The 25,930-nt window shown below is 60.0% G+C and carries 25 protein-coding genes; 8 read left to right on the top strand and 17 right to left on the bottom strand.

Features of this window, described 5'->3' with window-relative positions:
• Nucleotides 1–203: 203 nt before the first annotated feature.
• Both PMI31_RS09455 and PMI31_RS09450 read right to left on the bottom strand, forming a co-directional pair.
• A complete protein-coding gene (locus tag PMI31_RS09455; RefSeq protein ID WP_008017720.1) occupies nucleotides 204–1,340 on the bottom strand; it encodes a catalase family protein in 1,137 nt (378 codons plus the stop codon).
• A gap of 28 nt (nucleotides 1,341–1,368) precedes the next feature.
• Nucleotides 1,369–3,171, bottom strand: a complete 1,803-nt coding sequence (locus PMI31_RS09450) for a di-heme-cytochrome C peroxidase (RefSeq protein WP_008017719.1) — start codon at nucleotides 3,169–3,171, stop codon at nucleotides 1,369–1,371.
• Between the two features lie 269 nt (nucleotides 3,172–3,440).
• Between PMI31_RS09450 and PMI31_RS09445 the strand changes: the two genes are divergently transcribed.
• From PMI31_RS09445 to PMI31_RS09425, 5 genes are all read left to right on the top strand, one after another.
• Nucleotides 3,441–4,157: an FKBP-type peptidyl-prolyl cis-trans isomerase gene (locus tag PMI31_RS09445; RefSeq protein WP_008017718.1), complete on the top strand. Its 717-nt coding sequence runs from the start codon at nucleotides 3,441–3,443 to the stop codon at nucleotides 4,155–4,157.
• A 292-nt stretch (nucleotides 4,158–4,449) separates the two neighbouring features.
• Complete coding sequence (locus PMI31_RS09440) at nucleotides 4,450–4,905, top strand: YkvA family protein (RefSeq protein WP_008017717.1); 456 nt, start codon at nucleotides 4,450–4,452, stop codon at nucleotides 4,903–4,905.
• 114 nt (nucleotides 4,906–5,019) lie between these two features.
• On the top strand, nucleotides 5,020–5,361 hold the full coding sequence (locus PMI31_RS09435) for a helix-turn-helix domain-containing protein (RefSeq protein ID WP_008017716.1): 342 nt from the start codon (nucleotides 5,020–5,022) through the stop codon (nucleotides 5,359–5,361).
• Nucleotides 5,358–5,729 (top strand): hypothetical protein, encoded by a 372-nt coding sequence (locus PMI31_RS09430; protein ID WP_003223109.1) that lies wholly within the window; start codon nucleotides 5,358–5,360, stop codon nucleotides 5,727–5,729. The genes PMI31_RS09435 and PMI31_RS09430 overlap by 4 nt, the downstream gene beginning before the upstream one ends.
• Nucleotides 5,730–6,140: a sel1 repeat family protein gene (locus PMI31_RS09425; RefSeq protein ID WP_008017715.1), complete on the top strand. Its 411-nt coding sequence runs from the start codon at nucleotides 5,730–5,732 to the stop codon at nucleotides 6,138–6,140. It abuts the gene before it with no gap.
• A 49-nt stretch (nucleotides 6,141–6,189) separates the two neighbouring features.
• Here the strand turns inward: PMI31_RS09425 and PMI31_RS09420 are convergent, their stop codons facing one another.
• The gene (locus PMI31_RS09420; protein WP_008017714.1) at nucleotides 6,190–7,980 is read right to left on the bottom strand and encodes a bifunctional diguanylate cyclase/phosphodiesterase; all 1,791 of its coding nucleotides are present in this window, start codon (nucleotides 7,978–7,980) and stop codon (nucleotides 6,190–6,192) included.
• Nucleotides 7,981–8,125: 145 nt separating this feature from the next.
• Entirely contained in the window at nucleotides 8,126–10,207 is a 2,082-nt protein-coding gene (locus PMI31_RS09415; protein WP_008017713.1) for a carboxy terminal-processing peptidase, read from the bottom strand.
• A 138-nt stretch (nucleotides 10,208–10,345) separates the two neighbouring features.
• Here PMI31_RS09415 and PMI31_RS09410 point away from each other — a divergent pair, with 138 nt between their 5' ends.
• Nucleotides 10,346–11,308 (top strand): zinc-binding dehydrogenase, encoded by a 963-nt coding sequence (locus tag PMI31_RS09410; protein WP_008017711.1) that lies wholly within the window; start codon nucleotides 10,346–10,348, stop codon nucleotides 11,306–11,308.
• Nucleotides 11,309–11,431: 123 nt separating this feature from the next.
• Here the strand turns inward: PMI31_RS09410 and PMI31_RS09405 are convergent, their stop codons facing one another.
• The 6 genes from PMI31_RS09405 to PMI31_RS09380 form a co-directional block, all read right to left on the bottom strand.
• Nucleotides 11,432–12,085, bottom strand: coding sequence for an HAD family hydrolase (locus tag PMI31_RS09405; protein WP_008017710.1), 654 nt, complete (start codon nucleotides 12,083–12,085; stop codon nucleotides 11,432–11,434).
• Between the two features lie 34 nt (nucleotides 12,086–12,119).
• On the bottom strand, nucleotides 12,120–13,109 hold the full coding sequence (locus PMI31_RS09400; RefSeq protein WP_008017708.1) for an ABC transporter ATP-binding protein: 990 nt from the start codon (nucleotides 13,107–13,109) through the stop codon (nucleotides 12,120–12,122).
• On the bottom strand, nucleotides 13,106–13,906 hold the full coding sequence (locus PMI31_RS09395; protein ID WP_008017706.1) for an ABC transporter permease: 801 nt from the start codon (nucleotides 13,904–13,906) through the stop codon (nucleotides 13,106–13,108). The genes PMI31_RS09400 and PMI31_RS09395 overlap by 4 nt, the downstream gene beginning before the upstream one ends.
• Nucleotides 13,893–14,729 (bottom strand): ABC transporter permease, encoded by an 837-nt coding sequence (locus PMI31_RS09390; RefSeq protein ID WP_162130431.1) that lies wholly within the window; start codon nucleotides 14,727–14,729, stop codon nucleotides 13,893–13,895. Before PMI31_RS09390 ends, PMI31_RS09395 begins: the two co-directional genes overlap by 14 nt.
• Nucleotides 14,730–14,734: 5 nt before the next feature.
• The gene (locus PMI31_RS09385) at nucleotides 14,735–15,541 is read right to left on the bottom strand and encodes an alkaline phosphatase family protein (RefSeq protein WP_008017704.1); all 807 of its coding nucleotides are present in this window, start codon (nucleotides 15,539–15,541) and stop codon (nucleotides 14,735–14,737) included.
• 128 nt (nucleotides 15,542–15,669) lie between these two features.
• Nucleotides 15,670–16,734 carry an ABC transporter substrate-binding protein gene (locus tag PMI31_RS09380; RefSeq protein ID WP_008017703.1) on the bottom strand — a complete coding sequence of 355 codons (1,065 nt, stop codon included), beginning with the start codon at nucleotides 16,732–16,734 and terminating at the stop codon, nucleotides 15,670–15,672.
• Between the two features lie 373 nt (nucleotides 16,735–17,107).
• Between PMI31_RS09380 and phnR the strand changes: the two genes are divergently transcribed.
• The gene (phnR, locus tag PMI31_RS09375) at nucleotides 17,108–17,821 is read left to right on the top strand and encodes a phosphonate utilization transcriptional regulator PhnR (RefSeq protein WP_008017701.1); all 714 of its coding nucleotides are present in this window, start codon (nucleotides 17,108–17,110) and stop codon (nucleotides 17,819–17,821) included.
• A gap of 103 nt (nucleotides 17,822–17,924) precedes the next feature.
• Here phnR and PMI31_RS09370 read toward each other — a convergent pair whose 3' ends face one another.
• From PMI31_RS09370 to minC, 7 genes are all read right to left on the bottom strand, one after another.
• Nucleotides 17,925–20,081: a mechanosensitive ion channel family protein gene (locus tag PMI31_RS09370; RefSeq protein ID WP_043302307.1), complete on the bottom strand. Its 2,157-nt coding sequence runs from the start codon at nucleotides 20,079–20,081 to the stop codon at nucleotides 17,925–17,927.
• 78 nt (nucleotides 20,082–20,159) lie between these two features.
• Complete coding sequence (locus tag PMI31_RS31060) at nucleotides 20,160–20,336, bottom strand: hypothetical protein (protein WP_008017698.1); 177 nt, start codon at nucleotides 20,334–20,336, stop codon at nucleotides 20,160–20,162.
• A 182-nt stretch (nucleotides 20,337–20,518) separates the two neighbouring features.
• Nucleotides 20,519–21,808: a M18 family aminopeptidase gene (locus tag PMI31_RS09365; protein ID WP_008017697.1), complete on the bottom strand. Its 1,290-nt coding sequence runs from the start codon at nucleotides 21,806–21,808 to the stop codon at nucleotides 20,519–20,521.
• Nucleotides 21,809–21,997: 189 nt separating this feature from the next.
• Complete coding sequence (locus PMI31_RS09360; RefSeq protein ID WP_008017695.1) at nucleotides 21,998–22,633, bottom strand: RluA family pseudouridine synthase; 636 nt, start codon at nucleotides 22,631–22,633, stop codon at nucleotides 21,998–22,000.
• A 191-nt stretch (nucleotides 22,634–22,824) separates the two neighbouring features.
• Nucleotides 22,825–23,079 carry a cell division topological specificity factor MinE gene (minE, locus tag PMI31_RS09355; protein WP_007974947.1) on the bottom strand — a complete coding sequence of 85 codons (255 nt, stop codon included), beginning with the start codon at nucleotides 23,077–23,079 and terminating at the stop codon, nucleotides 22,825–22,827.
• A 3-nt stretch (nucleotides 23,080–23,082) separates the two neighbouring features.
• On the bottom strand, nucleotides 23,083–23,895 hold the full coding sequence (gene minD, locus PMI31_RS09350; RefSeq protein WP_007974946.1) for a septum site-determining protein MinD: 813 nt from the start codon (nucleotides 23,893–23,895) through the stop codon (nucleotides 23,083–23,085).
• Nucleotides 23,896–24,097: 202 nt separating this feature from the next.
• On the bottom strand, nucleotides 24,098–24,835 hold the full coding sequence (gene minC, locus PMI31_RS09345) for a septum site-determining protein MinC (protein ID WP_008017693.1): 738 nt from the start codon (nucleotides 24,833–24,835) through the stop codon (nucleotides 24,098–24,100).
• Nucleotides 24,836–24,953: 118 nt separating this feature from the next.
• Between minC and PMI31_RS09340 the strand changes: the two genes are divergently transcribed.
• Nucleotides 24,954–25,886, top strand: coding sequence for a lipid A biosynthesis lauroyl acyltransferase (locus PMI31_RS09340; protein ID WP_008017692.1), 933 nt, complete (start codon nucleotides 24,954–24,956; stop codon nucleotides 25,884–25,886).
• Nucleotides 25,887–25,930 lie beyond the last annotated feature (44 nt).

The raw sequence follows: 25,930 nt of genomic DNA, 5'->3' as shown, positions 1-25,930 counted from the left end.
TCCGCTGCGCCATATTCGGTAATCTGGAACACTGAACGCCAGATCACCACAGAAAGCCCGCCTAGTGCGGGCTTTTTGCTGTCTGGGGTTTGGCTTTTTCGCTCCCCCTGTAGGAGCGAGCTAGCTCGCGAAGATCGTTAACGATAACGCGTAAATTCAGATGCCCAGCCGCGCCCATTGGTTTTTCGCGAGCAAGTTCGCTCCTACAGTTCGGCGTTACGGCTGTGCCGGTAGTCGCTGACGGCTTCATACACGGCTTTGCGCAGGCGATTGATCCCGCCAATGGGGCGGTGCGCTTCAACGCCAAACCAGGGATTGAACGACTGGTTGTCGCATTGCAGGTTGAGCGCCGGTGTATCGAAGTCCTGTGCCGGTACGTTGATCCGCGCCACCGTCTCGAAGGGTGCATCGCTTTCGCGCCACTCAATGCTGGTGTCTTCAATCGGCATGTACTTGTTGGCGTCCTGTCGCTGGATTTGCAGGGCGAAACACGCAGGCACCCGGTCGGTCGACAGCTGTTGGTTCAGCGCATTGCGCAGAAAGTTCGGCAGCTTGCGATTTTGTTCCGGCAGGCTGTAGGCCGGGCAGTTGTCCGGATCGGGTATCACCCGGTACTTCGCATTGGCTTCACCGAATTTGTAGGGTGAAACCGAAAAGTACGTCGTTCGGGTTGGGCTCGACGGGGCGGGGGACAATGTCGCCAGGGCAATAAACAGGTGGCGAACCTGCCAGGTGCGTGGATCCCAGCCGGGGAAAAAAGCCATGATCTTTTTGCCATCGGCCTGGGCGGCGACGTTCTGACGGTATTCGGCGACATTACTGACAAAGAAGTTCGGATGGCTGAACATCACGAAGTCCTGTTCGCTTCGCCCCTGCTGATCGCTCAGCAGTTGTTTACCCGGAACATCGAGCAGTTTGATCGCCATGCCCCGGGCGTCGCGGATGCTGTCGAACTGCGGGTAGGCATTGCCGTTGGACAGGCGCATCGTCGCCTGCCAGGTTTTGCCCGGCTCGCTGAACACGCCTTGGCGCAATTCGCCTGGCAGTTCCGGTAGCACCTGAACCTCGGCCTTCACGCAACCGTGGGCCTTGGCATGGGCGTCGCGCAGGTAGCGGGTGCTTTCACGGTGCTGATCGACGATGCGCACGGCGGTCTGGATGATGTCCTGGGTCATCGCGGCTTCATCATCCGCAATCAGCTCCTGCGCCGGGACCGGCCCGTGATGCTGCCAGGCAAACCAGGCGGTGGCCAACGCCCAGCCAAGCACTCCAAGACCCAGTAACCACAGCAACAGCTTGCCGAGGAAGGCGCCCAGGCGCAGCCAGAGAGTTGTCAGCATCGGAAAGTCCTCTTGATTGAGGCTGTGGTCATGGCAATTGCGCTTCCAGCGGGCCGCCCAGCACTTTCAGGTATTCCAGCAGTGCCCAGCGCTCTTCCGGTTGCAACCAGCGGCCGATCACGCCATTGCCGAGTTTGCCGGCGCGGAATTCATGACCACTGTTGTGGTTGCCGGTGATTCGCGTGTCGAACAGAAAACCATTGGTAAAGGCTTCGGTGCGGTAACCCAGGTGTCCCGGGTCGTATTCGAAAGTGCCTTTGTAGAACGTGGTCGCACGCTCATCCTGAGGCGACAGCAATTGATAAATGCTCGGTACCGAACCGTTGTGCAGAAACGGCGCTGTCGCCCATACCCCCGCCAATGGTCTGGCCTTGTACGAGCGCAACTCGCGCACACCGATGGGCAGGCCGAAACCGTCCATTGCCGGACGCTCGGCAGGGGTGACATGGGCGTCTTGATACGCTCGGTCCAGGACAAATGCCGTGACATAGGCCAGCCCCTTGGCCACGGACATCTTGCTCAGGTCCAGTGGTTCGACGGGTTTTGGCTCTACATCAAGTTTTTCCAGTTCCGCCTGCTTCCATTGCAGTGCTGTCAGGTCGAAACGGTGGTCGGCGATGTTGTTGGCCGCACCGGGGTCTGTGCCGATGTAATCCACCGGGAGCATTTTCAGGTGCTGAACGTAACGTCCCTCGCCCTGAGTGGTATTCGGTACATGACAGCCCGCGCAGTTTTCCGCGAACAGGGCGCGCCCCTTTGCTGCCAGGGGCTTGTCGACCGCGCCCAACAGATCTTCCGGCCAGGCGGGAGGAGAGAGTCGCTGCAGGGTTTTTTCGATCAGGTGCAGGTCGCGCACACGGACACTGGAGGGATAGCGGGCATCGCCCATCAGCGGCTGTCCATTGTTGTCGAAGAAATCCAGCGTGGCGCCCACGCCCAGCGCCTCGCCGATGTTGCGGGCCATCGGTTGTTTTGCCGAGCCGTTCCACTGCACCCATTCGAACGTCCACATGTCCCACAACTGCGGATAATCGACCGGGGCATTGGCTACGCGGTAGTTTTCGGGGGAAATCGCGTCACCGAAGCTGGCGTTGGCAATGCGCCCGAAGGCGTCTGTGCGCCCCGGGCCTTCCTCAGTCGGATAGAGCCCGCGGTGGGTGTCGTTCCAGGCCACTTTGAGGAAGGTATCCAGTGAAGATTTGAATTCCTTGCGCAACTGTTGGTGGCGGGCGTCGTAGTCCTGGCCCAGCACGTTGTGTGCGAAACGCTCGAATTTCCACGGGTTGTAATAGGTCGAGACCAGGCTGGCCACCAGCGCTTGTCCGAAACTGCCCCCCTTGAGTGTAGGAACACTGGACGGCAGCACATGCTGCGCCGAACCGCCGTCGATACGCACGGCTTGACCCTTGAAACGCAGTTCTCCGGTGTGGCACGCCGCGCAGGTGATATCCAGAAACACATCCGGGCTCCCCGCATTCTGGTGTCGGGTAAAGCCTGCCGGGAGGTTGCCCGGGTTGTTCGGTGTCGGATTCTGGCCGGGGTCCACCAGAAAACCGAAACGTGCGAGGTACTCGGGGGCGGCGAAGCGTTGCTGCGAGAAGGGCAGTTCGAGGGCGGTGAACCAGTCATAGCGCAAACCTTTGACCTGAGTGCCCTGGGGGGTGAAGTAATAGGTTTCTCGGTCGGCGGCGCTCCATTGCGCCAGGTAATGCACCTGTTGTGCAGGCGACCAGGCCGGCAATTTCGGGTTGGCGACGTAGTAAAGAACCACGGCCATGACCAGCCCGAGCAGTACTGCGATGAGAACCAGCAAGCGAAGGAACAGGCGCACGATAAACATCCTTGTCTAATTGTCATGCCGTTATGCCCGAGTACCCAAGGTGCGGCAAGAGGCCATTACGCCAGGTGTTGTAGGTTCTGGAATCAGTCTGCGTCGGAACAAGATGAAAGAAGCTTCATCAGCCGAATTGTGAAATGCGTTTAAACACGTGAACTTATCAAATGTTTCCGGCTCTCATGCCGGTAGCCATTGGTCGTGGCGGCCTGATAAGCTCGCGGCTTTACTCGATTGCCCTTTAGGCGCATGAACAAGGAAATAGCATGAAACAGCATCGGTTGGCGGCGGCGGTGGCCCTGGTTAGCCTGGTACTCGCGGGTTGTGATTCGCAGACCAGCGTAGAGCTGAAAACCCCGGCGCAAAAAGCTTCCTACGGCATTGGTCTGAACATGGGCAAGAGCCTGGCTCAGGAAGGCATGGATGATCTTGATTCCAAAGCTGTAGCCCAGGGCATCGAAGACGCCGTCGGCAAGAAAGAGCAGAAGCTCAAGGACGAAGAGCTGGTTGAAGCGTTCGCCGCACTGCAAAAGCGTGCCGAAGAGCGCATGGCCAAGATGAGCGAAGAGTCGGCCGCTGCCGGCAAGAAATTCCTCGAGGAAAACGGCAAGAAAGCCGGTGTGACCACCACGGCCTCGGGCCTGCAGTACGAAGTCGTGCAGAAAGCCGATGGCCCTCAGCCAAAGCCGACTGACGTAGTGACCGTTCACTACACCGGCAAACTGACCAACGGCACCGTATTCGACAGCTCCGTCGAGCGCGGCAGCCCGATCGATCTGCCGGTCAGCGGTGTGATCCCGGGTTGGGTCGAAGGGCTGCAACTGATGCACGTTGGCGAGAAGTACAAACTGTACATCCCGGCTGACCTGGCTTACGGCGCTCAAAGCCCAAGCCCGGCGATTCCAGCCAATTCGGTGCTGGTATTCGACCTGGAACTGCTGGCCATCAAGGATCCGGCAAAAGAAGACGCCGCTGCCAAGTAACCAGCGTCTGCTTCGATAACAACGCCTCGCTCATGCGGGGCGTTGTTGCATCCGGCGCTCGGCAGGGGTAAACAAAACGAACAGACGCTCTAGACCGGAGTCTCAGGCATAGTAGCGTTGGCGGTAGACGCACAACGTCGCCAAGTCAATGAAATTATGGGTTTTTTTTGATGAGTAAAAAACGCCCGATCTGAACGCAAGCCTTGTAAAGCGGGGCTTTCAGCGGTGAAAAGCTGCTCTGTTCACAAGGTTATCCACAATTTGTGTGGATAACATTTCAACGGGAGAAATCATGAAAGCACCCTGGAATTTCGCTCGTTTCCTGCCCCTGGCCGGGCGCCTGCTGGCACGCGGTCGATTGCCGACCCTGTTGTTCGCGGTCGCCAGCAAAGGCGCGAGCCAGGGCAATCGACTGGGCAAGCTCAAGGACGACTTGAAGCTGTTGCAGGCACTCTGCCTGGCCTACTGGCGCGGTGAGTATCGCGCCATCAGCCCCAAGGCGCTGATTTCGGTCGTTGCGGGCCTGATGTACTTCCTCAGCCCGGTGGATGCGATCCCGGATTTCATTCCGGTATTCGGCATGCTCGATGACATTGCGGTTTTGGCGTGGCTGATGAAAGTGCTCGACGACGAACTCAATACCTTCCGCACCTGGCGCAAACGGCAGGCACCGGAAAAGCTCGCGGTGGTTGAGCGTCTGCCTGATACCCCCGAGCAACTTCAACTTCAAGGCCCGAAAAAACACTGAGTCGATTGCGACCTGTTCACAGATTGATGCCCCCCGCGACCTTGGCCGCTGTTAGGATTACACTTCTAAGGAAAAGTGCCGACTCGCTAAGTGTTTTTGTCCTACGGGGTAGTCATGGATATTCAGATAATTACACGCGAAGGCGAGCCCGAATATGCGGTTCTGCCATGGGCTCAGTATCAGGCGTTACTCAAAGCAGCAGGCATCAAGGAACAAGCGTCGTCTGAAGCCACGAAGCGTCAGGCGGCAACACCAGACACGATTCTTCCGGGTCTGGATCAACTACGCAGTTTGCGCGAAGGAAAGGGCATCGCCATCGAGGCGCTCGCCCGCACGGTAGGCATCAGCCCGTCTTACCTGGCCATGATCGAAAGTGGCGAGCGTCTGCCCGACGCCGCGATTCGCCGCAGCCTGGCCTGGGAATTGACGGTGCCAGGATGGAGGGAAGAATCGTGAGCGTACGCATCAGTCGTCAACACTGGGACGGATTGCTGGGCGAACTTGATCAGGCGCGTCGCCAGCGCCATCTGTTGACGTATCGGGCATTGCTGGAGCGTTTGCAGCTGCCGACCCCGGCCATGCAGACCCTGACGGCGGCCCTTGAGCATCTGGCGGCCCTGGACGCCAAGGCGGAGCAACCATTGCGCAGTTCACTGGTGATCAGTCAGGGCGCCAGCCGTTTGCCGCGTACCGGGTTCTTTGAGTGTGTCGAGCGCCTCGGGCGTTTTTCCGGGCCGTCGGACGGCGTTGCCGCCGCGTCCTGGCACGCTTCGGAAGTGGTGCGGGTGTTCGAGTACGAATACCCGGAATCGGCCGAGGCCTGAGTGTTTTTACAACTCAAGGCACGGGCCGGTTACTGGCTCGCGCGCCGATTGTTTCACTGGTCATGGTTTGTCCGTCAGCCACGAGGCTGGCGCTGGCTCGAAGGCCAGTTCGCCCGCATGGCCAACCTGGGCAATGTCGGCGCCCAGAGCTTCTATGGGCACATTCTGACGTTTCGCGGCGTCGGCCTCGGTGCTCGTGAGGAGGGCGTGCGTTTGTTGCGCCTGGCGGCGTTGGCGGGCGATGGCAAGGCGGCGTATCAAGTGGGCGTGATCAGTCTGGCCGGGACAGCGAGCAAGGCTCCGGATCCGGCTGAAGCAGCGCGGTTCTGGGAGATGGCTGCCAAGGCTGGGCATCCGTTGGCTGAGATCAAACTCAAAGAGTTGGCGTCTCGCGGTTCTTCAGATAATTAGTGGCTGGTCTGACGCCTTCGCGAGCCTGCTCGCGAGGGCGTCAGTTCAATCACCGCTGCCCCACGAACAACTCCCCATACGACATCCGCTGCGCCAGACTATCAATCACGTGCACGCTATACCCCTGCACATTCTTCGCGTGATGCTTGGCCTGCGAAGCCATCTCCGCCAACTGGCTCGCATCGAGTTGTGCACAGGCCTGTGGATGCAGATGCACCACGCCGATCGACAGCGATAACAGCGCAAACTCCTGCCGCACGCCCTGGCGATTCGGGGCGATGAAGCAGCCGGCTTCCAGGTGCTCGCTGCGGTAGAAGCGCCGGCACTGGCTCTGGAAGTCGTCGAGCAACTGGTTCAAGCGTTTGCGCCAGTCTTCCGGACCGAGCACCAGCAGGAAATCGTCACCGCCGATGTGGCCGACGAAGTCGCGGGACGGGTCGACGCGGTCGATCAGGCATTGCGCCAGGCACAGCAGGACTTCGTCACCGCGGCCATAACCGTAGATGTCGTTGAAGGGCTTGAAGCTATCGATGTCCACGTAGCAGATCACCGATTCCCGTTGCTGTTGCAGCAGCCGCGTCAGGCATTGCTGGATCGGTACGTTGCCCGGCAGCAGGGTGAGCGGGTTGGCGTAGCGGGCCTGCTGGATCTTCAGTTCGGTAATCAGTTTGAGCACGTCAATTACGCGGCCCAGCCCGAGATAGCCGCCATTGAGGGTGATGATGAAATCCTCTTCGATACGCTGGCGGGCACGGCTGGTGATCAGGCGGCTGACTTGTTGCAGCGACTGGCTCAGTTCGACGGCGAGGAAGTCATCGCTCATCAGGCGGCTGATGGGCTTGCGTGCGAACAGGTCGGTGGCAAAGGGCTTGAGCAGGGCGTCGGACAGCGAATGACGATGGACAATGCCGCAGGGCTGGCCCTGTTCATCGAGGACCGCCAGCGAGTTCAGGTTGGCCTGGCGGCGAAAGGCTTCGAGCACCGTGGCGGTCGGGGTGTCCCGGTCCACTGCAGGTTGCTCGTTGAGCAGGGCGCTAAGGTCGCTGCCGTCTTCGCTCAGGACAACGGCGGTGCTGTCCTGTCGGGGCATCAATGCCCGGGCATCCCGCGGCGGGTGTTCCTGGGGGCGGCAGAGCAGGTAGCCCTGCACCAGGTCCACGCCCATTTCGGTCAGCACCGTGAGCTCTTCGGGTAGCTCGATACCCTCGGCGATGACTTGCGCCCGCGAGGCCTTGGCGATTTGCAGGATCGAGCCGACAAATTCGCGCTTGAGCGCATCCTGATGAATGCCATCAATGAAATGCCGGTCGATTTTCACGTAGTCCGGCCGTAACTCGGACCACAGCCGCAAACTCGAATAGCCCGCCCCCAGATCATCCAGCGCAATCGAAAAGCCCATCGCTCGATAGTGATGCAGGGCGGTTTGCAGCAGCTGGAAATCATCCGTCGGCGTCTGTTCCGTGAGTTCGATGACCACCTGACTCGGCGGAATGCCGAAATCCTGCAGCAATTGCAGGGTACGCCCCGGTTGATGCGCCGCTTCGAGCAAGGATTCCGGAGAGACGTTAAGGAACAACAGGCCAGGCAGTTGTTGCTCATTGAAGCATCGGCAAGCGCTTTCGCGGCAGGCAATTTCCAGCTCGCTCAGGCGGCCGGCCTGGCGGGCGACGGCGAACAGGGCGACAGGGGAGTGCAGAGGGCTGTTGGAGGGGCCGCGACTGAGGGCTTCGTAGCCGAGAATACGCCGTTCAGAGAGGCTGATGATCGGCTGGAACAGGCTGTGCAAACCGCTATGAGTCAGGATCGAGCTCAATGCGCTCAGCTGTTCGGTTGTGGTCATGGCGATCTCTGGCGATAAAAAAGGACCGGGCGTGCCCTTGGTAAAAAGAGCACGCCCGGTCCTTTATTTCACGACAGAATGATGACGGTATGATGACGCTCCGGGGAACGTTAGCATTAAATTGCCATCAGCCGCTTGTCAACACTCAGTGCTTGGCCACCGCCGAGTTGAGTTTCAGGTAGTCCAGCAGAATCCGCCCGGTTTCGCTCAGGTAGGCATCGTCTTCCGGTTTGGTCTTGTCATCCTCGGCCGCAATGGCGTCCTCGTCTTCTTTCTTCAGCTCTTTGAGCGGTTCTTCGCCCTTGGCCTTGCGACGGATGTTTTCCATGGTCAGTTGTTTGGCTTCGATGTCGGCGTGCTGGGCACGACGCTCGGCTTCATTGAGGCTGACGGTTTTTTCGGCCATCAGTTTCTGCGCCAGGGCCAGCTTGTCGCGGATGAACACGAACTCCGCATCTTTGGCCGTACGCCCGTCATGCTCGGACTTGAGCTGCGAAATGTACGGCTTGAACGGATCCACTGCAGGCTTGATTGCAGCCTTGATGGTGTCCCACGGCATGGCTTCCGGCAGCGCGCTTTCACCGATTTCCTTGGTGTCGATGATCGACGGGTAATCGATGTCCGGCAAGACGCCCTGATGCTGGGTGCTCTGCCCGGAAACCCGGTAGAACTTGGCCAGGGTCAGTTTCAGTTCGCCATGGTTGAGCGGCTGAATGGTCTGCACGGTGCCTTTGCCGAAGGTCTGGCCGCCGATGATCAGTGCGCGGTGGTAGTCCTGCATGGCACCGGCAAAGATCTCCGAGGCCGAGGCGGACAGGCGGTTGACCAGCAGCGCCATCGGGCCTTTGTAGAACGCGCCCGGGTTTTCATCTTCCAGGACATCGACGCGGCCATCGGCGTTGCGCACGAGCACGGTCGGGCCTTTGTCGATGAACAGGCTGGTCAGCTCGGTGGCCTCTTGCAAGGAACCGCCGCCGTTGTTGCGCAGGTCGATGACCACGCCGTCGACTTTCTCTTTCTGCAACTCGGTCAGCAGTTTCTTGACGTCGCGGGTGGTGCTCTTGTAATCCGGGTCGCCGGCACGGAAGGCCTTGAAGTCCAGATAGAACGCCGGGATTTCGATGATGCCGAGCTTGTAGTCCTTGCCGTCCTGCTTCAGGTTCAGTACCGATTTCTTCACGGCCTGGTCTTCGAGCTTCACCGCTTCACGGGTGATCGGTACGATCTTGCTGGTCTGGTCGTTCGGCGCATTGCTGGCCGGGATGACTTCCAGGCGCACCACGGTGCCCTTCGGACCGCGAATCAGCTTGACCACTTCGTCCAGGCGCCAGCCCACCACGTCGACCATTTCCTTGTTGCCCTGGGCCACGCCGATGATCTTGTCGGCCGGTGCAACCTGCTTGGTCTTGTCCGCCGGACCTGCCGGCACCAGGCGCACGACTTTCACCTGGTCGTTATCGCTCTGCAACACCGCGCCGATGCCCTCCAGGGACAGGCTCATGTTGATGTCGAAGTTCTCCGCGTTATCCGGCGACAGATAGTTGGTGTGCGGGTCGTAGGACATGGCGAAGGTGTTGATGTACGCCTGGAAGATGTCTTCCGAGCGGGTCTGGTCCAGGCGTGCCAACTGGTTCTTGTAGCGCTTGGTCAGGGTTTCCTGGATCTGCTTGGGCTCTTTGCCGGCGATCTTCATCCGCAGGACTTCATCCTTGACGCGTTTGCGCCACAGGTCGTCGAGTTCTGCGGTGGATTTGAGCCAAGGGGCGTCCTTGCGGTCGATCAGCAAGGTTTCCTTGGTGGTGAAGTCAATCTTGTCGACGCCTTTGCCCAGCTCGGCAAGGGCGAAGTCCAGACGCGCCTTTACGCGGTCCAGGTAGCGCTTGTAGATGGTGAACCCGGCGTTCAGGTCGCCGCTCTTGAGGAAGTCGTCGAACTGCGTCTTCCACTTGTCGAATTCGGCAATGTCGCTGGCCATGAAGTAGCTGCGCGACGGATCCAGCAGCTTGAGGTAGCTGTCGTAGATGATCACCGAGCGTGCGTCATCGAGTGGCGGCTTGCTGTAGTGGTGGCGTTTGAGCAACTCCACGACGTTCAGACTGGCGATCACTTCGTCACGATCGGGTTGAAGCTTGTCCCAGCTATTGGCTGCGAAAGTATTGCTCGACATCGGCAGCAAGCCGATACCGATGAATAAGGCGAGGGCAGTGCTGGGGAACAGATGCTTCATGCTGATTCGACGCGGGGACAATTGATAACGCATATTAGGCCGTCTTTGAAGTCGCCGGTTCTTTGGGAGCCGGTCGCATAATGCAAAAAGCCCGGCGCTACAGCTTCGGGCTCAGTCCAGACTCACTATGGAGGCACTGTGAAAGCATTGCAAGGCGTTGACGGTCAAGTGGTATGGGTTGATGAGCCGAGTCCTGCGTGCGATGTAGGACAAGTTCGTATTCGAGTGGCGGCATCGGGCCTCAATCGCGCCGATTTGTTGCAGAAGGCTGGCCTTTATCCGCCACCGCCAGGGGCCAGCCAGGTGCTTGGTCTAGAGTGCTCCGGCGTGATCAGCGAGGTCGGCGCCGGGTCCTCATGGCAGGTAGGCGATCGGGTTTGCGCCTTGCTGGCCGGGGGCGGGATGGCCGAAGAGGTGGTTGTCGACGGGCGGCATGTATTGCCGGTTCCCGACGGAATGTCACTGGTCGAAGCGGCGGCATTGCCCGAAGTTTATGCAACAGTCTGGCTGAATTTGTTTCAACTGGCGGCGCTCAAGCCGGGTCAGAAAGTGCTTCTGCATGCCGGGGCAAGTGGAATTGGTTCAGCGGCCATTCAGCTGTGCAAGGCCTTCGGTAACCCGTGTTGGGTCAGCGTCGGCTCCGCCGAGCGACTGGCATACTGCGAAGCGCTCGGCGCCCAGGGCGGCGTGGTGCGTAACGATGATCTGGAGAGCCTGCGGGACCTGGGGCCGTTCGACGTCATTCTCGACCCGGTGGGCGGCAACTACGCGGCGTTGAACCTCAAGCTGCTCGCGCAGGATGGCCGTTGGGTGTTGATCGGCCTGATGGGCGGGCGCGAGGCCAAACTGGATCTGGCCCAGGTGCTGGCCAAGCGTGTGCAGTTGCTGGGTTCGACGTTGCGCAGCCGTGATGATCAATTCAAGGCCGATCTGTTCAGCGACCTGAGCCAGCATGTGTGGCCATTGTTTGCCGAGGGGCGCTTGAGCCCGCAACTGGCCAGGACATTCCCGATCAGGGATGCCGAGGCGGCGTTTGCCGAGTTGGCGAGTAATACCGTGGCGGGGAAGGTGGTGCTGGTGATTGACGAAAGCCTCGCCTGACCAACGCCGAACCTGTAGGAGCGAGCCTGCTCGCGATGGTCGTGAACGATAACGCGTGCTACCTGATAACCCGCGTCGTCTTCAAGTTCATCGCGAGCAAGCTCGCTCCTACAGGGTTATCTGTTATTTCCAGTCATGGATCGGCCAGCCGGCTTTTTCGGCCTGCTCGCGCAGCACCGGATCCGGGTTGACCACGTGGGGGAAATCCACCTTCAGCAGCAGCGGCAGGTCGTTGCGCGAGTCGGAATAGAAACTCGCGCCTTCGAGGTTTTCCTCCTCGGCATCCAGCCATTCCAGCAAGCGGGTGATCTTGCCTTCGCGGTAGGTCAGGGTGCCGACGGTATTGCCGGTAAAGGCACCGTGTGCCACTTCCAGCTCAATGCCGAGAATCTCGTCGATGCCCAGGCGCTCGGCAATCGGCTTGACCAGATGTACCCCCGAGGCCGAGATCACCAGGATGCGGTCGCCGGCCTTGCGGTGGGCGGCGATGGCTTTGGTGGCGTCACTGAAGATGATCGGTTCGATGAAGTCTTCCACCCAGGGGCCGACCAGATGCTCGACTTCTTCGGGCGTGCGGCCGATCAAGGGCTCCAGGCTGAAAGCCATGTAGTCCTCCATCGCCAGGTGGCCCCGGCCGTAGGCATCCATCAACTCCCTGTCACGACGCAGGAAGGATTCGCTGTCGACCCAGCCGAGGCGGACCATTTGCTCGCTCCACAGGGAGGCGCAGTCGCCGTGGATCAGGGTTTCGTCCAGATCAAAAATTGCCAGGGCCATCAGTGCAGTTCTCTCTTCAGGATAAGCATAGGCATCAGGCTACCTCACACAGGGCCGTCGGATCGATGGAAAGCGCCAGGCGCTGACCATCGGGGTGCAGATCGGAGGCCGAACGGTTGAGCACATCCACCACCAACTCCACGCCCCGGGCTTCGATCCGGTAGCGAATCACGTTGCCCAGCAGGCTGTGACTGCGTACCAGCGCATCGAGCTCACCGTTCAGGCTCAACTCGATGGCTTCCGGACGAATCGCAATCCGATGATTGACCGGTCGCTGCAGGAGTTTCGTCGCGCTGTCGGCGTCCAGCAGATTGTAGTTGCCGATAAAACCGGCGGCGAACACATCCGCCGGTGCGGTATAGAGGGTTTCGGCATCGCCGCTTTGTACGATTTTTCCCTGATTCATCAGGAAAATCCGGTCAGACATGGTCAGGGCTTCTTCCTGATCGTGTGTGACGAAAATTGTGGTCAGGCCCAGTTCACGCTGGATCTGACGGATCTGTTCGCGCAGGTGCTTGCGGATACGCGCATCGAGGGCCGACAGCGGTTCGTCCAGCAACAACAGCCGTGGTCGGGTCACCAGTGAGCGGGCGAGGGCGACACGCTGGCATTGGCCGCCGGACAGCTGATGTGGATAGCGGGCAGCAAAATCATGCAGCTCCACCAGTTTCAGCACTTCGGCAACGCGTTTCTGAGTGTCGTCGGCGTTGACCTTCTGCATGCGCAAGCCGAAGGCGACGTTCTGTTCGACAGTCATGTTGGGGAACAGCGCATAACTCTGGAACACCATACCAATCCCGCGTTTCTGCGGGCTTAACGGCACGATATCGACACCATCGAGCAGGATTTTGCCGCCATCCACCGAGGTCAGGCCGGCGATGCAACGCAGCAGCGTGGATTTGCCGCAACCGGACGGGCCGAGCAAGGTGACGAACTCACCCTTTTGAATTTCGCAATTGATGTCGCTGAACACTGTGGTGCCCGCGTAATTCTTTTGCAGATGTTGGACGCTGACATAGCTCATTCGCTTTTGTCCTTGTTCAAGATATTGGCCGCCCAGGTCAGAACCAGCACGAAAAAGAAGTAGGAAATAACCAGCGCACTGGTGAAGTGGCCGCTGCTGTTGCGCATGTTGTTGAGGTAGACCTGCAGGGTTTCGTAGCGGGTGCCGACGAGGATGTTGGCGAACACGAACTCACCGAACAGGAACGAGAATGACAGCAGCAACGCCACCATCAGGCCTTTGCGCAGGTTCGGCAGCACCACCAGGATCGCCGCCTGAAAAGTGCTGGCGCCGAGCAGTTGGGCGGCGTCCATCAGGTCGCGCAGGTTGATCGCTTGCAGGTTGTTGGTGATCGCCCGGTACATGAACGGCAGCGCCACGGTGAAGTAGCAACCGATCAGGATCCACGGCGTGCCGACCATGGCGAACGGCCCGGAACCGTAGAGCTGCAACAGCCCCACCGACGACACCACCGGCGGCACGGCGAAGGGCAGCAGGATCAGGATATTCATCAGCGCATCGAGTTTCGGAAAGTGGTAATGCACCACAAACAGCAACGGCAGAATCAGCACCACCGAAAGGATCAATGAGCCAACGCAAACCAGCAGCGATTGCCCGAACGCTTGCAGGAAACGTGGATCGCTCCACAGGTGCACGTACCATTTGATGCTGAAACCGCTGGGCAGGATGGTGGCCGACCAACTGCTGGAAATCGAATAGATAAAGGTGCCGAGCAGCGGCAACAACAGAATGGCGAACAGCAGGTAGACCACTACCCGGTGGTAGATACCGATGGGGCCCAATTCAGCGCGAGACATGGTAGCTCCTCTTCAACAGCAGCTGATGCACGATGGTCACCAGGGTCATCAAGGCCACCAGCACCACGGCCAGGGCGCTGGCCAGGTTCGGGTCCAGGGAAATGTCGCCCGAGACCATCGCCGCGATGCGGATTGGCATCACGTTGAAGTTGCCGGTGGTCAGTGCGTACACCGTGGCGTAGGCGCCGAGGGCATTGGCCAGCAGGATCACGAAAGTGCCGAGCAGGGCCGGGGTGAGCACCGGCAGGCCGATATGCCGCCAGAACTGCCAGCCGTTCGCACCGAGCAGTGCGGCGGACTCGCGCCAGTCTTCGCGCAAGGCGTCGAAGGCTGGGTAGAGCAGCAGCACGCCAAGGGGAATCTGGAAGTAGGTGTAGAGAATGATTACCCCGGTTTTCGAATACAGGTTGAAGTCCTGGATGATGCCGGCCTGTTTGAGCATGATGGTGAAGGTGCCGTTGAAACCCAACAGGATGATGAACGCAAAAGCCAGGGGCACGCCGGCGAAGTTGCTGGTCATGTTGGCGAAGGCGTTGACGAAGTTGCGCAGTTTCGAGTCGACCCGGCGCAAGGAATAGGCCCCGAGCACGGCGATGATGATCCCGAATACGCTGGACCAGAAACTGATCTCGAGGCTGTACTGGATCGCCTGCATATAGAACTTCGAATTGAATATCCGGGTGAAGTTGGCCAATCCCCAACCGAACTCTTCCGATTCCAGGCTATTGATCATCACCCATACCAGCGGGGCGATTTCGAACACGATGAAGAACAGGGCGAAGGGCATCAGGCACAAGGCTGCCAGCCATTTGCCGCGCGTCATGGAGGTCACTTGAGCAGCTCCCGGCACACGGGTTTGTCGTGGGGTACGCCCAACAGCTCACAGACGGTGCCGCAGATGTCGGTCTGTTTTGGCGTGGCTTTGGCGTTGAAACTGAAGGCATCGCCGAGCACGAACAGCGGCACTTCGCGTTCTTCGGGCAGCAGGCCGTTATGGGAGCGGTCGTTGTTCATGCCGTGGTCGGCGGTGACCAGCACCTGATAACCGGCATCGAGCCAGCCTTGCAGGTAGTCGGCCAGGATGATGTCGGCCGAGCGGGCGCTGTTGCGGTATTGCGGGGTGTCGAGGCCGTGCTTGTGTCCGGCGTCGTCGATGTTCATCGGGTGGATCAACAGAAAGTTCGGCGAATGACGCAGGCGCAGGCTTTCGGCATCGGCGAACAGGTGCGAATCGGGGTAGTGGTCGTTCCAGTAGAAGTGCCCGTGCTGGATCGGCAGGTCCGGGTCATCGGTGTGGCGATCCCGGGCCGCCACGAAGGGCGAACGGTTGTACAGCTCACTGACCCAATGATAGGCCGCTGCGGCAGTCACAAGGCCGGCGTCGGTGGCGTAGTGATAGATGCTGCGCTGGTTGGACAGGCGCGAAACGTTGTTGTGGACGATGCCGCTGTCGATGGGCGCAACGCCAGTCAGGATGCATTCGTACAGCGGGCGGGAAAGGGCCGGCAATTCGCACTCCAGTTTGTAGAGTGCGGCGCGTCCGGCGCCGACGTAAGCCTGCAGGTGCCCCATGGCGTGGCGGGCGACCTCATGGTTGAGACCATCGAGCACGACAAGGATGACGTTGTGTTTCATAGGGGGCAAAACTCCGTGGGTGCTCTCAAAACCCGTAGGAGCCGGCTTGCTGGCGATTGGATCAATGCGATGCTCGGAGAGACCGCGGTGACTGGATCGCCAGCAAGCCGGCTCCTACGGATGAAGCATTACTTCATTTCAACAATGACTTCTTCATTCCACTTCTGAGGCAGGGCCTTGGAAGTCTTCTCCCAGGCATCCGCGTCCTTGATCGGCGTGACCTTCTTGTACTGCTCGTTAGGCAGCAGCTTGGCCTGCACTTCAGCTGGCAGGGTCAGGTGCTCGGCACGGATCGGACGGGCGTTGCCCTTGGCCAGGTTGATCTGGCCGGCGTCGCTGAAGATGTACTCGCGGGTCAGCTTGGCGGCGTTCGGGTTCTTCGCGTACTTGTTGATGATGGTGGTGTAGCCGGAAATCACTGAACCGTCGGACGGGATCAGCACCACGTAGTCATCCGGGTTGGCCATCTTGGCCCTGTAGCTCAAGCCGTTGAAGTCCCAGACCACGCCGACTTCGATCTCGCCCTTTTCCATGGTGGCGATGGTCGGGTTGGCCATCGACAGGCGACCTTGCTTGGCGATGTCGGCGAACAGCTCCAATGCAGGCTTCAGGTTCTTCTCGTCGCCACCGTTGGCCAGTGCCGCGGCCAGTACGCCGTTGGCGGCCTGGGCTGCGGTGCTCACGTCACCGATGGACACCTTGTATTTGCCGCCCTTGAGGTCAGCCCACTTGGTTGGGGCTTCGGAACCGTGCAACAACTTCTTGTTGACGATGAAAGCGATGGTGCCGGTGTAGGCCAGGGCCCAGTGGCCATCCTTGTCTTTAGCCCAGGTCGGCACCTGGTCCCAGGTGGATGGCTTGTAGGGCTGGGTAACGTTCTGCTTGACCGCGATCGGGCCGAACGCTGCACCAACGTCGCCGATGTCGGCGCTGGCGTTGTCTTTTTCAGCGGCGAACTTGGCGATTTCCTGGGCCGAGCTCATGTCGGTATCGATGTGTTTCAGGCCATAGGTCTTGGCCAGGTCTTCCCAGGTGCCTTTCCAGTTGGCCCAGTCATCGGGCATGCCGACGCTGTTGACGGCGCCTTCCGCTTTCGCAGCGGCTTCCAGGGTTTTCAAATCATCAGCCGCCATGGCGGCGGTGCACATTGCAATGGTCGAGCCTAACAGTGATGCCAGGAAAAACTGTTTCATTCCGAAGCTCCTTGGGTCGTGTTCAACGCTGCGATTGCGGTTTGTGTTGGTCTAGGTCAGCAATACCTGAGCCAATTTAAGGGGGCTGGATGACACTTTGATGTCGTTCGTCGCCCGGGATGACTATTTGTTCGACGGTATCGCCAGTGGCCTGCTAAGCGTAGACCATGGGCAAGGCCCCGGCTGGCAAGGGACTTGGCCGATGAATTGCAGGTTGTTGAAAGAAGAGGAAGCCAGCGAATGGCGACCGTTGGGCAGCTTTGTCACATCTCGGTCATCTGCACTGCCTACGCTTGCAGGCTATTGAATGAGCCGGTTTGCGCTGCGGTTCTGCCCCGAATTGGTGCTGGTCTAGTCCAGATAGGAAACGTTGATGCGTGACGAGGCAACAAAAGCGGTAACAACCATCGGCCAGGTGCTTCAGGAGCAGATCGATCACGGTCTGTTGGCACCCGGCAGCAAATTGCCGGCCGAGCGCAAGCTCAGTGAATTGTTCGGCACCACGCGGATCACTCTGCGTGAGGCGTTGTTGCAGTTGGAGTCACAAGGGCAGATCTACCGCGAGGAGCGCCGTGGCTGGTTCGTCTCGCCGCCGCGTCTGGCATACAACCTGATGCAACGCAGCCACTTTCACGCGATGGTCAGCGCCCAGGGGCGGGTGCCGTCCACCGAGGTGATTTCGGCGCGATTGCAACCGGCATCGGCGGCGGTCTGCGCCTGGTTGCAATTGCCGGCGCTGTCGAGCGTGATCCAGATCTGCCGCTCACGACGGATCGACGGGCGACTGGTGCTGTATGTGGAGCATTATCTGAACCCGCAGTACTTTCCCGGGATCCTCGAGTTCGATTTGAATCAGTCAATCACCGAGTTGTATGCGCGGCATTACGATTTGCACTACGGGCGGGTGCGTTTCGAGATTGTGCCCACGGCGTTGTCGGTGGACGCGGCGGCGGCGTTGAAGGTGTCGGCGGGCAGCCCGGGCTTGCAGATTGCCCGGGTCAACTATGACCAGCATGAACGCCTGATCGACTGCGACCTGGAGTTCTGGCGGCATGATGCAATTCATGTCGGGGTGGATGTTGTCTGACGCTGCTTTTGTAGGCGCTGGCTTGCCAGCGATGGCGGCTTAACGTCCAACGAAGATGTTGAATGTTATGGCCTCATCGCTGGCAAGCCAGCTCCTACAGAGGTTATTCATTCTGCGGGCCACCGCCAGCGGTCATCACCTGGATACTCATCCGCGGTGTCGCCAGATCCAGCCCGGCTTCATCCATGTGCCGCTTGAGCGACAGATTGAACGCTCGCGACACTTCCCACTGCTTGATTGGCGCGGTCTTGAAACGGGCGCGAAGGATCGCGTTGCCCGACTCGAAACTTTCCACCCCCTGAAACTCCAGTGGCGACCAGATATTGCGCCGTTGCAGCGGGTCAGTGCGCATTTTCTGGCCGACTTCGCGCATCAGCTTGATTGCGTTGTCGATGTCCATGCTGGCCGGCACCGCGACCCGGAAGATCGCGTAGCCGAATTCCCGGGAGTAGTTCTTGATGCTTTTGATTTCGCTGAACGGGATGGTGTGGACGATGCCATCGATGTCCCGCAGCCGCACGGTACGGATGGTCAGGCCTTCGACCGTGCCGAGGTGGCCGCCAACATCCACGTAGTCGTCGATGGCCAGGGAGTCTTCAATGATGATGAACAACCCGGTAATCAGGTCGGCTACCAGCGACTGCGCACCAAAACCGATGGCCAGGCCGATCACGCCGGCACCGGCCAGCAGTGGCGTGACGTTCATGCCCATGTTCGCCAGGGCAACGATCAGCGCAATGATGAAAATGGCTATGAACAACACGTTGCGGATCAGCGGCATCATCGTCTGTGCGCGGGCGTTGGCCAGGCCTTTGCGCGAGCGGGTCAGTGCGTGATGCACGGCGGTGTCGGTGAGAATCCAGATCAGCCAGGCGAACAGCAGCGTGCCGGCGAGGCTGAACAGCTTGACGCTGACTTCGTGGCCGTCGCCTTCAGTAAAGCGGATCAACGACATGCCCCAGACCCGCAGGCCGAGTTCGATAAAGGCCAGCCACACCAACAGGTGGACGATGGTGTAGAAGAAGTTTTTCAGCCGTTCCGAATACACCGCATAGCGCCGGATGCCGCGCTGCGGTGTGAGGGCGTGGCGACGTACCAGGCCGTTGATGACCATGCACAACACCAGCAAAACGGTGCAGATCAGCGACTGGCGCAGGGCGGTGCTGGTGTCACCGGCGGAAATGAACGTCGCGAACAGGGAGATGGCCACCAGCACCAGCGCCGGCACGTACCAGAAAGTGCCGAGAATCGACAGGGTGTCGTTGAGGGCGCGTCGGGTCAGGCGTCGGGACAGCGGCTGGTTGCGGATCAGGTGGGCGATCGGCCGGCGGAAGCGCAGGATGAACCGCCCCGTGGAGAGCGCTGCCAGGACATTGGCGACAGTCGCGGCGGTATGGGCCAGATGGCTGCCGAGGCTGTCGACCAGTCGCGGATCGCTCAGCGCTTCACCAAACGCGGCAAAGCTGCCGATCAGCCACAGTGGCCGAAACGCCTGGTGCCGCAGGATGTACAAGGCGCGGTGGCGGTGTGGGCCGTCGAGCAGGGAAAAGGCAATCACGCAGATGGCCGAGAAGCAGGTGCCGACCACCAGTGCATAGGCCAGTACCATGGCCAGGCTTTTGCCCAGGGACGAGGGCAGGGCGTAGCTCATGTAGACCGTGATCACCAGGGCGATCAGCCATGGCCCGAGTTTGCGCAAGGCGAAGCGCAGCATGTCGAGGGCCCGGGGGTGTTGCGGCAGTTCTTCGGTCAGGCCGAAACGCATCCGCACCCGGTGGCTGATCCAGATCAGGGCGGCGGCCAGCAGGCTCCAGACCACCAGGATCATGGCGAAGGCGAACAGCATGGGCAGCCATTCGTTGGCCGGCAACGCCAGCGCCACCAGTTCTTCCCTGGCCTGATCGAACTCACTGGACCAGCGCGTGAGCGGACTGTCGTCGCCGGTAAACTTCTTCTCGATATTGGTCAGGGTTCCGCCGATCAGGCCCAGCACGCCTTCTTCGGTAATCGGCTGGGCCTTTTTGGTGGCGTCACGGAGCTTTTTCAGGTCGGCCAGCAGCTTGGTACGTTGCTGATCGTTCTCCAGCGACTTGATCACTTCGTCCAGGGATTGCCCCAACGGCTCCTGTGCCTCGGGCTGGGACTTGGCCTGGCTGTTGAGCAGGCTTGGCAGGCCGGCCGCCTGGACGGGCGCCACTGACAGCAGCGTCATCAGGCAGACAAGGAAAATACACGGGAAGGCAAAAAGACGAGCGAACACTAGGCGGTCAACCTCGCAAGGAGCGGATCGGCCGAGTGTACGAGCCCGTCAAAATCAATGCGAGCCAAGGGCGATGAATTATTCGTTGAGTTTGGCGAGGATCTTGATGATCACGGTCGCGAGGATGGTCAGCATGCCGATCCACATGACAAACACACCGGCATTCTTGTCGCGAAAGTTGAAGCCGACGGCGAGCATGAGCATCCCGGCAAGAATCGGGATCAGCATGGCGTGAAAGGTAGACATCGAAATCATGGTGACAGCCTTGTCGAAGGGATACTGGGAGTCTAGGCGGCTTTTTTGCACGGTGTTGTCTGTCTGTCTGTAGGAGCGAGCATGCTCGCGATGGACTAGAGAGCACCGCGGGGTGTCAGGCGTCCAGCGTTATCGTTCACGTCCATCGCGAGCGAGCTCGCTCCTACAGGGTATTGCGGGGTTTACGGCAATTCGCGGCAGGCGTAGAACGCGCTCAGCACCTTGACCAGGTGAGTCAGGTCATGGCTGCCGCACAGTTCGCGGATCGAGTGCATGGCGAACGTCGGCAGGCCGATGTCCACGGTGCGCACACCCAGGTGGCTGGCGGTGATCGGGCCGATGGTCGAACCACAGCCCATGTCACTGCGCACCACGAAGCTTTGCACCGGCACTTCTTCAGCCATGCACAGGTGACGGAAGAACCCGGCGGTTTCGCTGTTGGTGGCGTAGCGCTGGTTGCTGTTGACCTTGATCACCGGGCCGGCGTTGAGTTTCGGGCCGTGGTTGGCATCGTGTTTGTCGGCGTAGTTCGGGTGCACGCCGTGGGCGTTGTCGGCCGAAACCAGCAGGGATTTCTGAATGGTGCGTACGAACTCGTCACCTTCAGGCAGCAGGCGACGCAAGGTTTGCTCAAGCATCGGGCCGTCGGCGCCGCAGGCCGAGCAGGAACCCACCTCTTCGTGATCGTTGCACACCAACACGCAGGTTTCGTCGGTGTCGGTCGTCAGCAGCGCTTGCAGGCCCGCGAAGCACGACAGCAGGTTGTCCAGTCGCGCGCCGGCGATGAAGTCACCATGCAAGCCAATGACAGCAGCGCTTTGGGTGTCGTAGAAACTCAACTCGTAATCGAGCACCACGTCCGCGTTCAAGCCGTGTTCACGGGCGAGTTGATCGGTGAGCACTGCGCGGAAGTCCACCCGCTCGTCACCGGCAAATTGCGCGAGGATCGGCGGCAGTTCGGTCTGGGCGTTGATTGCCCAGCCCATGTTGGCTTCGCGGTTGAGGTGGATTGCCAGGTTCGGAATGATCGCGACCGGAGCCTTGAAGTCGATCAACTGGCTCTCGACCTTGCCGTCACGACGGAAGGTTACGCGACCCGCCAGGGACAGGTCACGGTCGAACCACGGCGCCAGCAGCGCACCGCCGTACACTTCGACGCCCAATTGCCAGAAGCCCTGGCGTTGCAGTTCCGGTTGCGGCTTGACGCGCAGGCACGGGCTGTCGGTATGAGCGCCGACCAGGCGAATGCCACCGTGCAGCGGCGAGTGGCGGCCCATTTTGATCGCGACAAGCGAAGAGTCGTTGCGAGTGACGTAGTAGCGACCGTTGGCCTCGGTATTCCACGGCTCGCGCTCGTCGAGGCGTTGATAACCCGCCGCTTCCAGGCGTTTTACGAGGCTGGCGGTGGCATGGAACGGGGTAGGGGAGGCCTTGAGGAAATCGATCAGGCCTTGGTTCAACTCTTCGCGCATAAAGTAGCTCCAGACAGCAATGGCGCCAGTTTAACGTATTGGTCAGGGAATTGGCGGTGGCGTGGCGCAACCCCCTGTAGGAGCGAGCTAGCTCGCGATGGTCGTCAACGATAACGCGGGTAGCCTGGCGCCCCGCGGCGTTCTCGGGATCATCGCGAGCTAGCTCGCTCCTACAGGGTTTGTTTTCGTTCAGAACGGTGCCGGGCACTCGAAGCGCAGGCGTTCGCCGGTCTGGGGATGGGTGAACGTGAGCATGCTCGCGTGCAGGCACAGGCGCGGCCAGGCAGCCAGTGCCTGCTCATGGGCATAGAGTCCGTCACCCAGCAGCGGATGACCAATCGAGAGCATGTGCACGCGCAGCTGGTGGGAACGGCCAGTGATCGGTGTCAGCTCGACGCGGCACCAGTCGCCGCAACGTTCGAGCACTCGCCAGAAGGTCAGCGCATGTTTGCCGAATTCGTGATCGACCACGTGCCTTGGCTTGGTCGGCGGGTCGTAGCGCAAGGGCAGGTCGATGCTGCCACTGTCCAGTTCGGGTTGGCCCCAGCACAGGGCGGTGTAGGCCTTCTCGGTTTCGCGGTCGTGAAATTGCCGGGACAGTTCGCGATGGGTGTCCGGATCACGAGCCAGCAGGATGATGCCCGAGGTCTCCCAGTCCAGCCGATGGACGATCCGCGCTTCCGGGTAGCCGTTTTCTTGCAGGCGGGTAATCAGGCAGTCCTTGTTGTCGTCGGCCCGGCCAGGGACGGAGAGCAGCAGGGTCGGTTTGTTCACCACCAGTACGGCGGCGTCCTGATGGATGATATGGACGTTGGACAACGGCATTAAAACAGCCTCGTAACAAACGCCAACGGCGGCTCGATCACCTGACGCCCTACCTGTAGGAGCTGGCTTGCCAGCGATGGCATCAACGCGCTGTAACAGATACAACGCGCCGCCTGCATCGCCAGCAAGCCGGCTCCTACAGAAAAAGGGCGCTCGAATGATCGAGCCGCCGTGGCTCCAGCCGGATCGACTCAGCGATCAGGCAGGGTGATATTGAGTTCCAGAATCGAGCAGCTGCCCTGGCTTTCCAGTGCGACATGCACGTCATCGGACCCGATATTGACGTACTTGCGGATCACCTCGACCAGTTCCTTCTGCAAGGCCGGCAGGTAGTCCGGGGTACTGCGTTGGCCGCGTTCGTGCGCCACGATGATCTGTAGACGCTCTTTCGCTACCGACGCGGTGCTTTGCTTTTTGTTGGCACGAAAGAAGTCAAAAAGGTTCATTGCTTAGTTGCCTCCAAACAGGCGCTCGAAGAATCCCTTCTTCTGTACATCGAGGAATCGATGATCCACGGTTTTGCCCAGCAGGCGGTCAACGGTATCGCTGTAGGCCTGGCCGGCATCGCTCTGGTCGTCGAGAATCACCGGAACACCCTGGTTGGATGCCTTGAGCACCGCCTGGGATTCAGGGATCACGCCGAGCAGGGTCACCGAAAGGATTTCCTTGACGTCTTCTACGCCGAGCATTTCGCCTTTGCTCACACGCTCCGGGTGGTAACGGGTAATCAGCAGGTGTTCCTTGATCGGGTCTTCGCCGCGTTCGGCACGACGGGACTTGCTGGCCAGCAGGCCGAGCATGCGGTCGGAGTCACGTACCGAGGAGACTTCCGGGTTGGTCACGACGATCGCTTCATCGGCGAAGTACATGGCCAGGTGGGCGCCTTTCTCGATGCCCGCCGGGGAGTCGCAGACCACGAACTCAAAGTCTTCCTTGAGTTGCATCAGGACTTTTTCCACGCCTTCGACGGTCAGCGCGTCTTTGTCGCGGGTCTGGCTGGCGGCCAGCACGTAGAGGTTTTCCAGGCGCTTGTCTTTGATCAGGGCCTGTTGCAGGTTGGCTTCGCCGTTGACCACGTTGACGAAGTCATACACCACGCGGCGCTCGCAACCCATGATCAGGTCGAGGTTACGCAAGCCCACGTCGAAGTCGACGATAACTGTTTTGTGACCGCGCAGAGCGAGGCCGGTACCGATAGCGGCGCTGGTGGTGGTCTTACCCACACCACCCTTGCCGGATGTAACCACGAGAATCTTGGCCAAGGTGTTTCACCCCTAAGGAAAAAGGACTTTTCAGTCCCTGAAAAACATCTCCTGAAAAACTACTGCAGTCGGACAGCCTTGGCTGGAATCCGGTTTTGAGCGGCGTTTACCCCCGGTAAACACTGCTTTCGGCCTTTTTCCTACTTCGTTTGAGCCGTTTTCGCTACGTTTTAGAGATGCTTGGAAAATGCGGCAGTATCCGTTAAAGCCGAATGATGTTCAACACGTCGCCGGACAGGCTGACCTGCACACCCGAGCCCCATAGAGGATCGCGGCGCAGATCTTCGGAAACCTTGTAATGCCCGGCGATGGAAATCAGTTCAGCACTCATTTGCTGACAGAAAATCCGCGCCCTGGTGTCGCCCTTGACGCCAGCCAACACGCGACCCCGCATCGGGCCGTATACATGGATGTTGCCATCGGCGAGAAGTTCCGCCCCCGGGCTGACCGAGGAAATTACCACCAGGTCGCTGCCCTGGGCATAAATCTGCTGGCCACCGCGTACCGGCGAGGTGATGATTTTCGTCGGCTTGATGGTTGGCTCAGGCGGTTTTTCCGGTTTTTTCTTCGGTTCGCCTTCGGTGAGGTCCAGTGGACGCTCCCGGGCACCGGACGGTGGCAGCACCGGCAGGTCGACCGCGATGGCGGCGGCAATGTCTTCGATGCGACTGGCGCGGATCGCCAGGGTACGCAGGCCATGCTGGCGGCAGACGCGCATCAGCCCCGGCAGATCGACGGCGCCTTCGTTGGCCGGGAGTTTGTCCAGGGCCAGTACCAGCGGCGCGTTGCTGAAGAAGTTGGGCGCCTGGGCGACCTTGGCGGCCAGTTGCCGATCAAGGCTTTCGAGGTCGTTACGGGCCAGTTCCAGCACCGTAATGGCCAGCATGCTGCCCTTCAACTGGAACACGGGATCTTGGTCTAGCGGTTCGGTTTGGCTCATGGTCGGCATACAACGACTTGTCACTAAAAGTGCCGAGACTTATAACGAGAACGCCCGCAGGCCGCAAGCCGGGTCGAACGATGTAGAATGCGCGGCCATTGTCATTCCGGAAGCATTAATGGACCGCCCGCGTTTTCGAAAAGCATTTCTATCTCCACGTTTCTGGCCACTGTGGTGTGGCCTGGGGCTGTTGTGGCTGATTGTCCAGTTGCCGTATCCGGCACTGCTGAGGATCGGTCGCGCACTGGGCGCATTGATGTATCGCGTGGCCGGCGACAGACGGCGCATTGCCAAGCGCAATCTGGAACTGTGCTTTCCTGAAAAGACCGCCGCCGAACGCAAACGTCTGCTCAAGGAAAACTTCGCCTCCACCGGCATCGCTTTTTTCGAGATGGCGATGAGCTGGTGGTGGTCGCGCAAGCGCCTGGCGACGCTCGCTCACGTTGAAGGACTGGAATATCTGCAGCGGGCCCAGCGCGAAGGCAAGGGCGTGATCCTGATGGCCCTGCATTTCACCACCCTGGAAATCGGTGCGGCACTGCTCGGCCAGAAACACACCATCGACGGCATGTACCGCGAGCACAAAAATCCATTGTTCGACTACATCCAGCGCCAGGGCCGCGAGCGGCACAACCTCGACTCGCTGGCGGTGGAGCGTGAAGACGTGCGCGGCATGCTCAAATTGCTGCGCTCGGGCCGCGCGATCTGGTACGCACCGGATCAGGACTATGGCGCCAAGCAAAGCATCTTCGTGCCGCTGTTCGGCATTCAGGCCGCGACCGTCACTGCCACCAGCAAGTTTGCACGGCTGGGCAAGGCGCTGGTGGTGCCGTTCACCCAGGAGCGTCTGGCGGACGGCAGCGGTTATCGGTTGGTGATCCATGCGCCGCTCGAAGGCTTCCCCGGCGAAACCGAAGAAGCCGACTGCCTGCGCATCAACCAGTGGATCGAAGGTGTGCTGCGTGAACATCCCGAGCAATACCTGTGGGCCCACCGCCGCTTTAAGAGCCGTCCACCGGGCGAGCCGAAACTGTACGCCAAGCGCGTGTAGGAGCGAGCTTGCTCCGGGCGGCGTTCCGACGATGGTGGCCAACG

This window comes from Pseudomonas sp. GM55 (assembly GCF_000282395.1).
Lineage (GTDB): Bacteria > Pseudomonadota > Gammaproteobacteria > Pseudomonadales > Pseudomonadaceae > Aquipseudomonas > Aquipseudomonas fluorescens_CC.
This window is presented reverse-complemented; position numbering and strand designations above follow the sequence as displayed.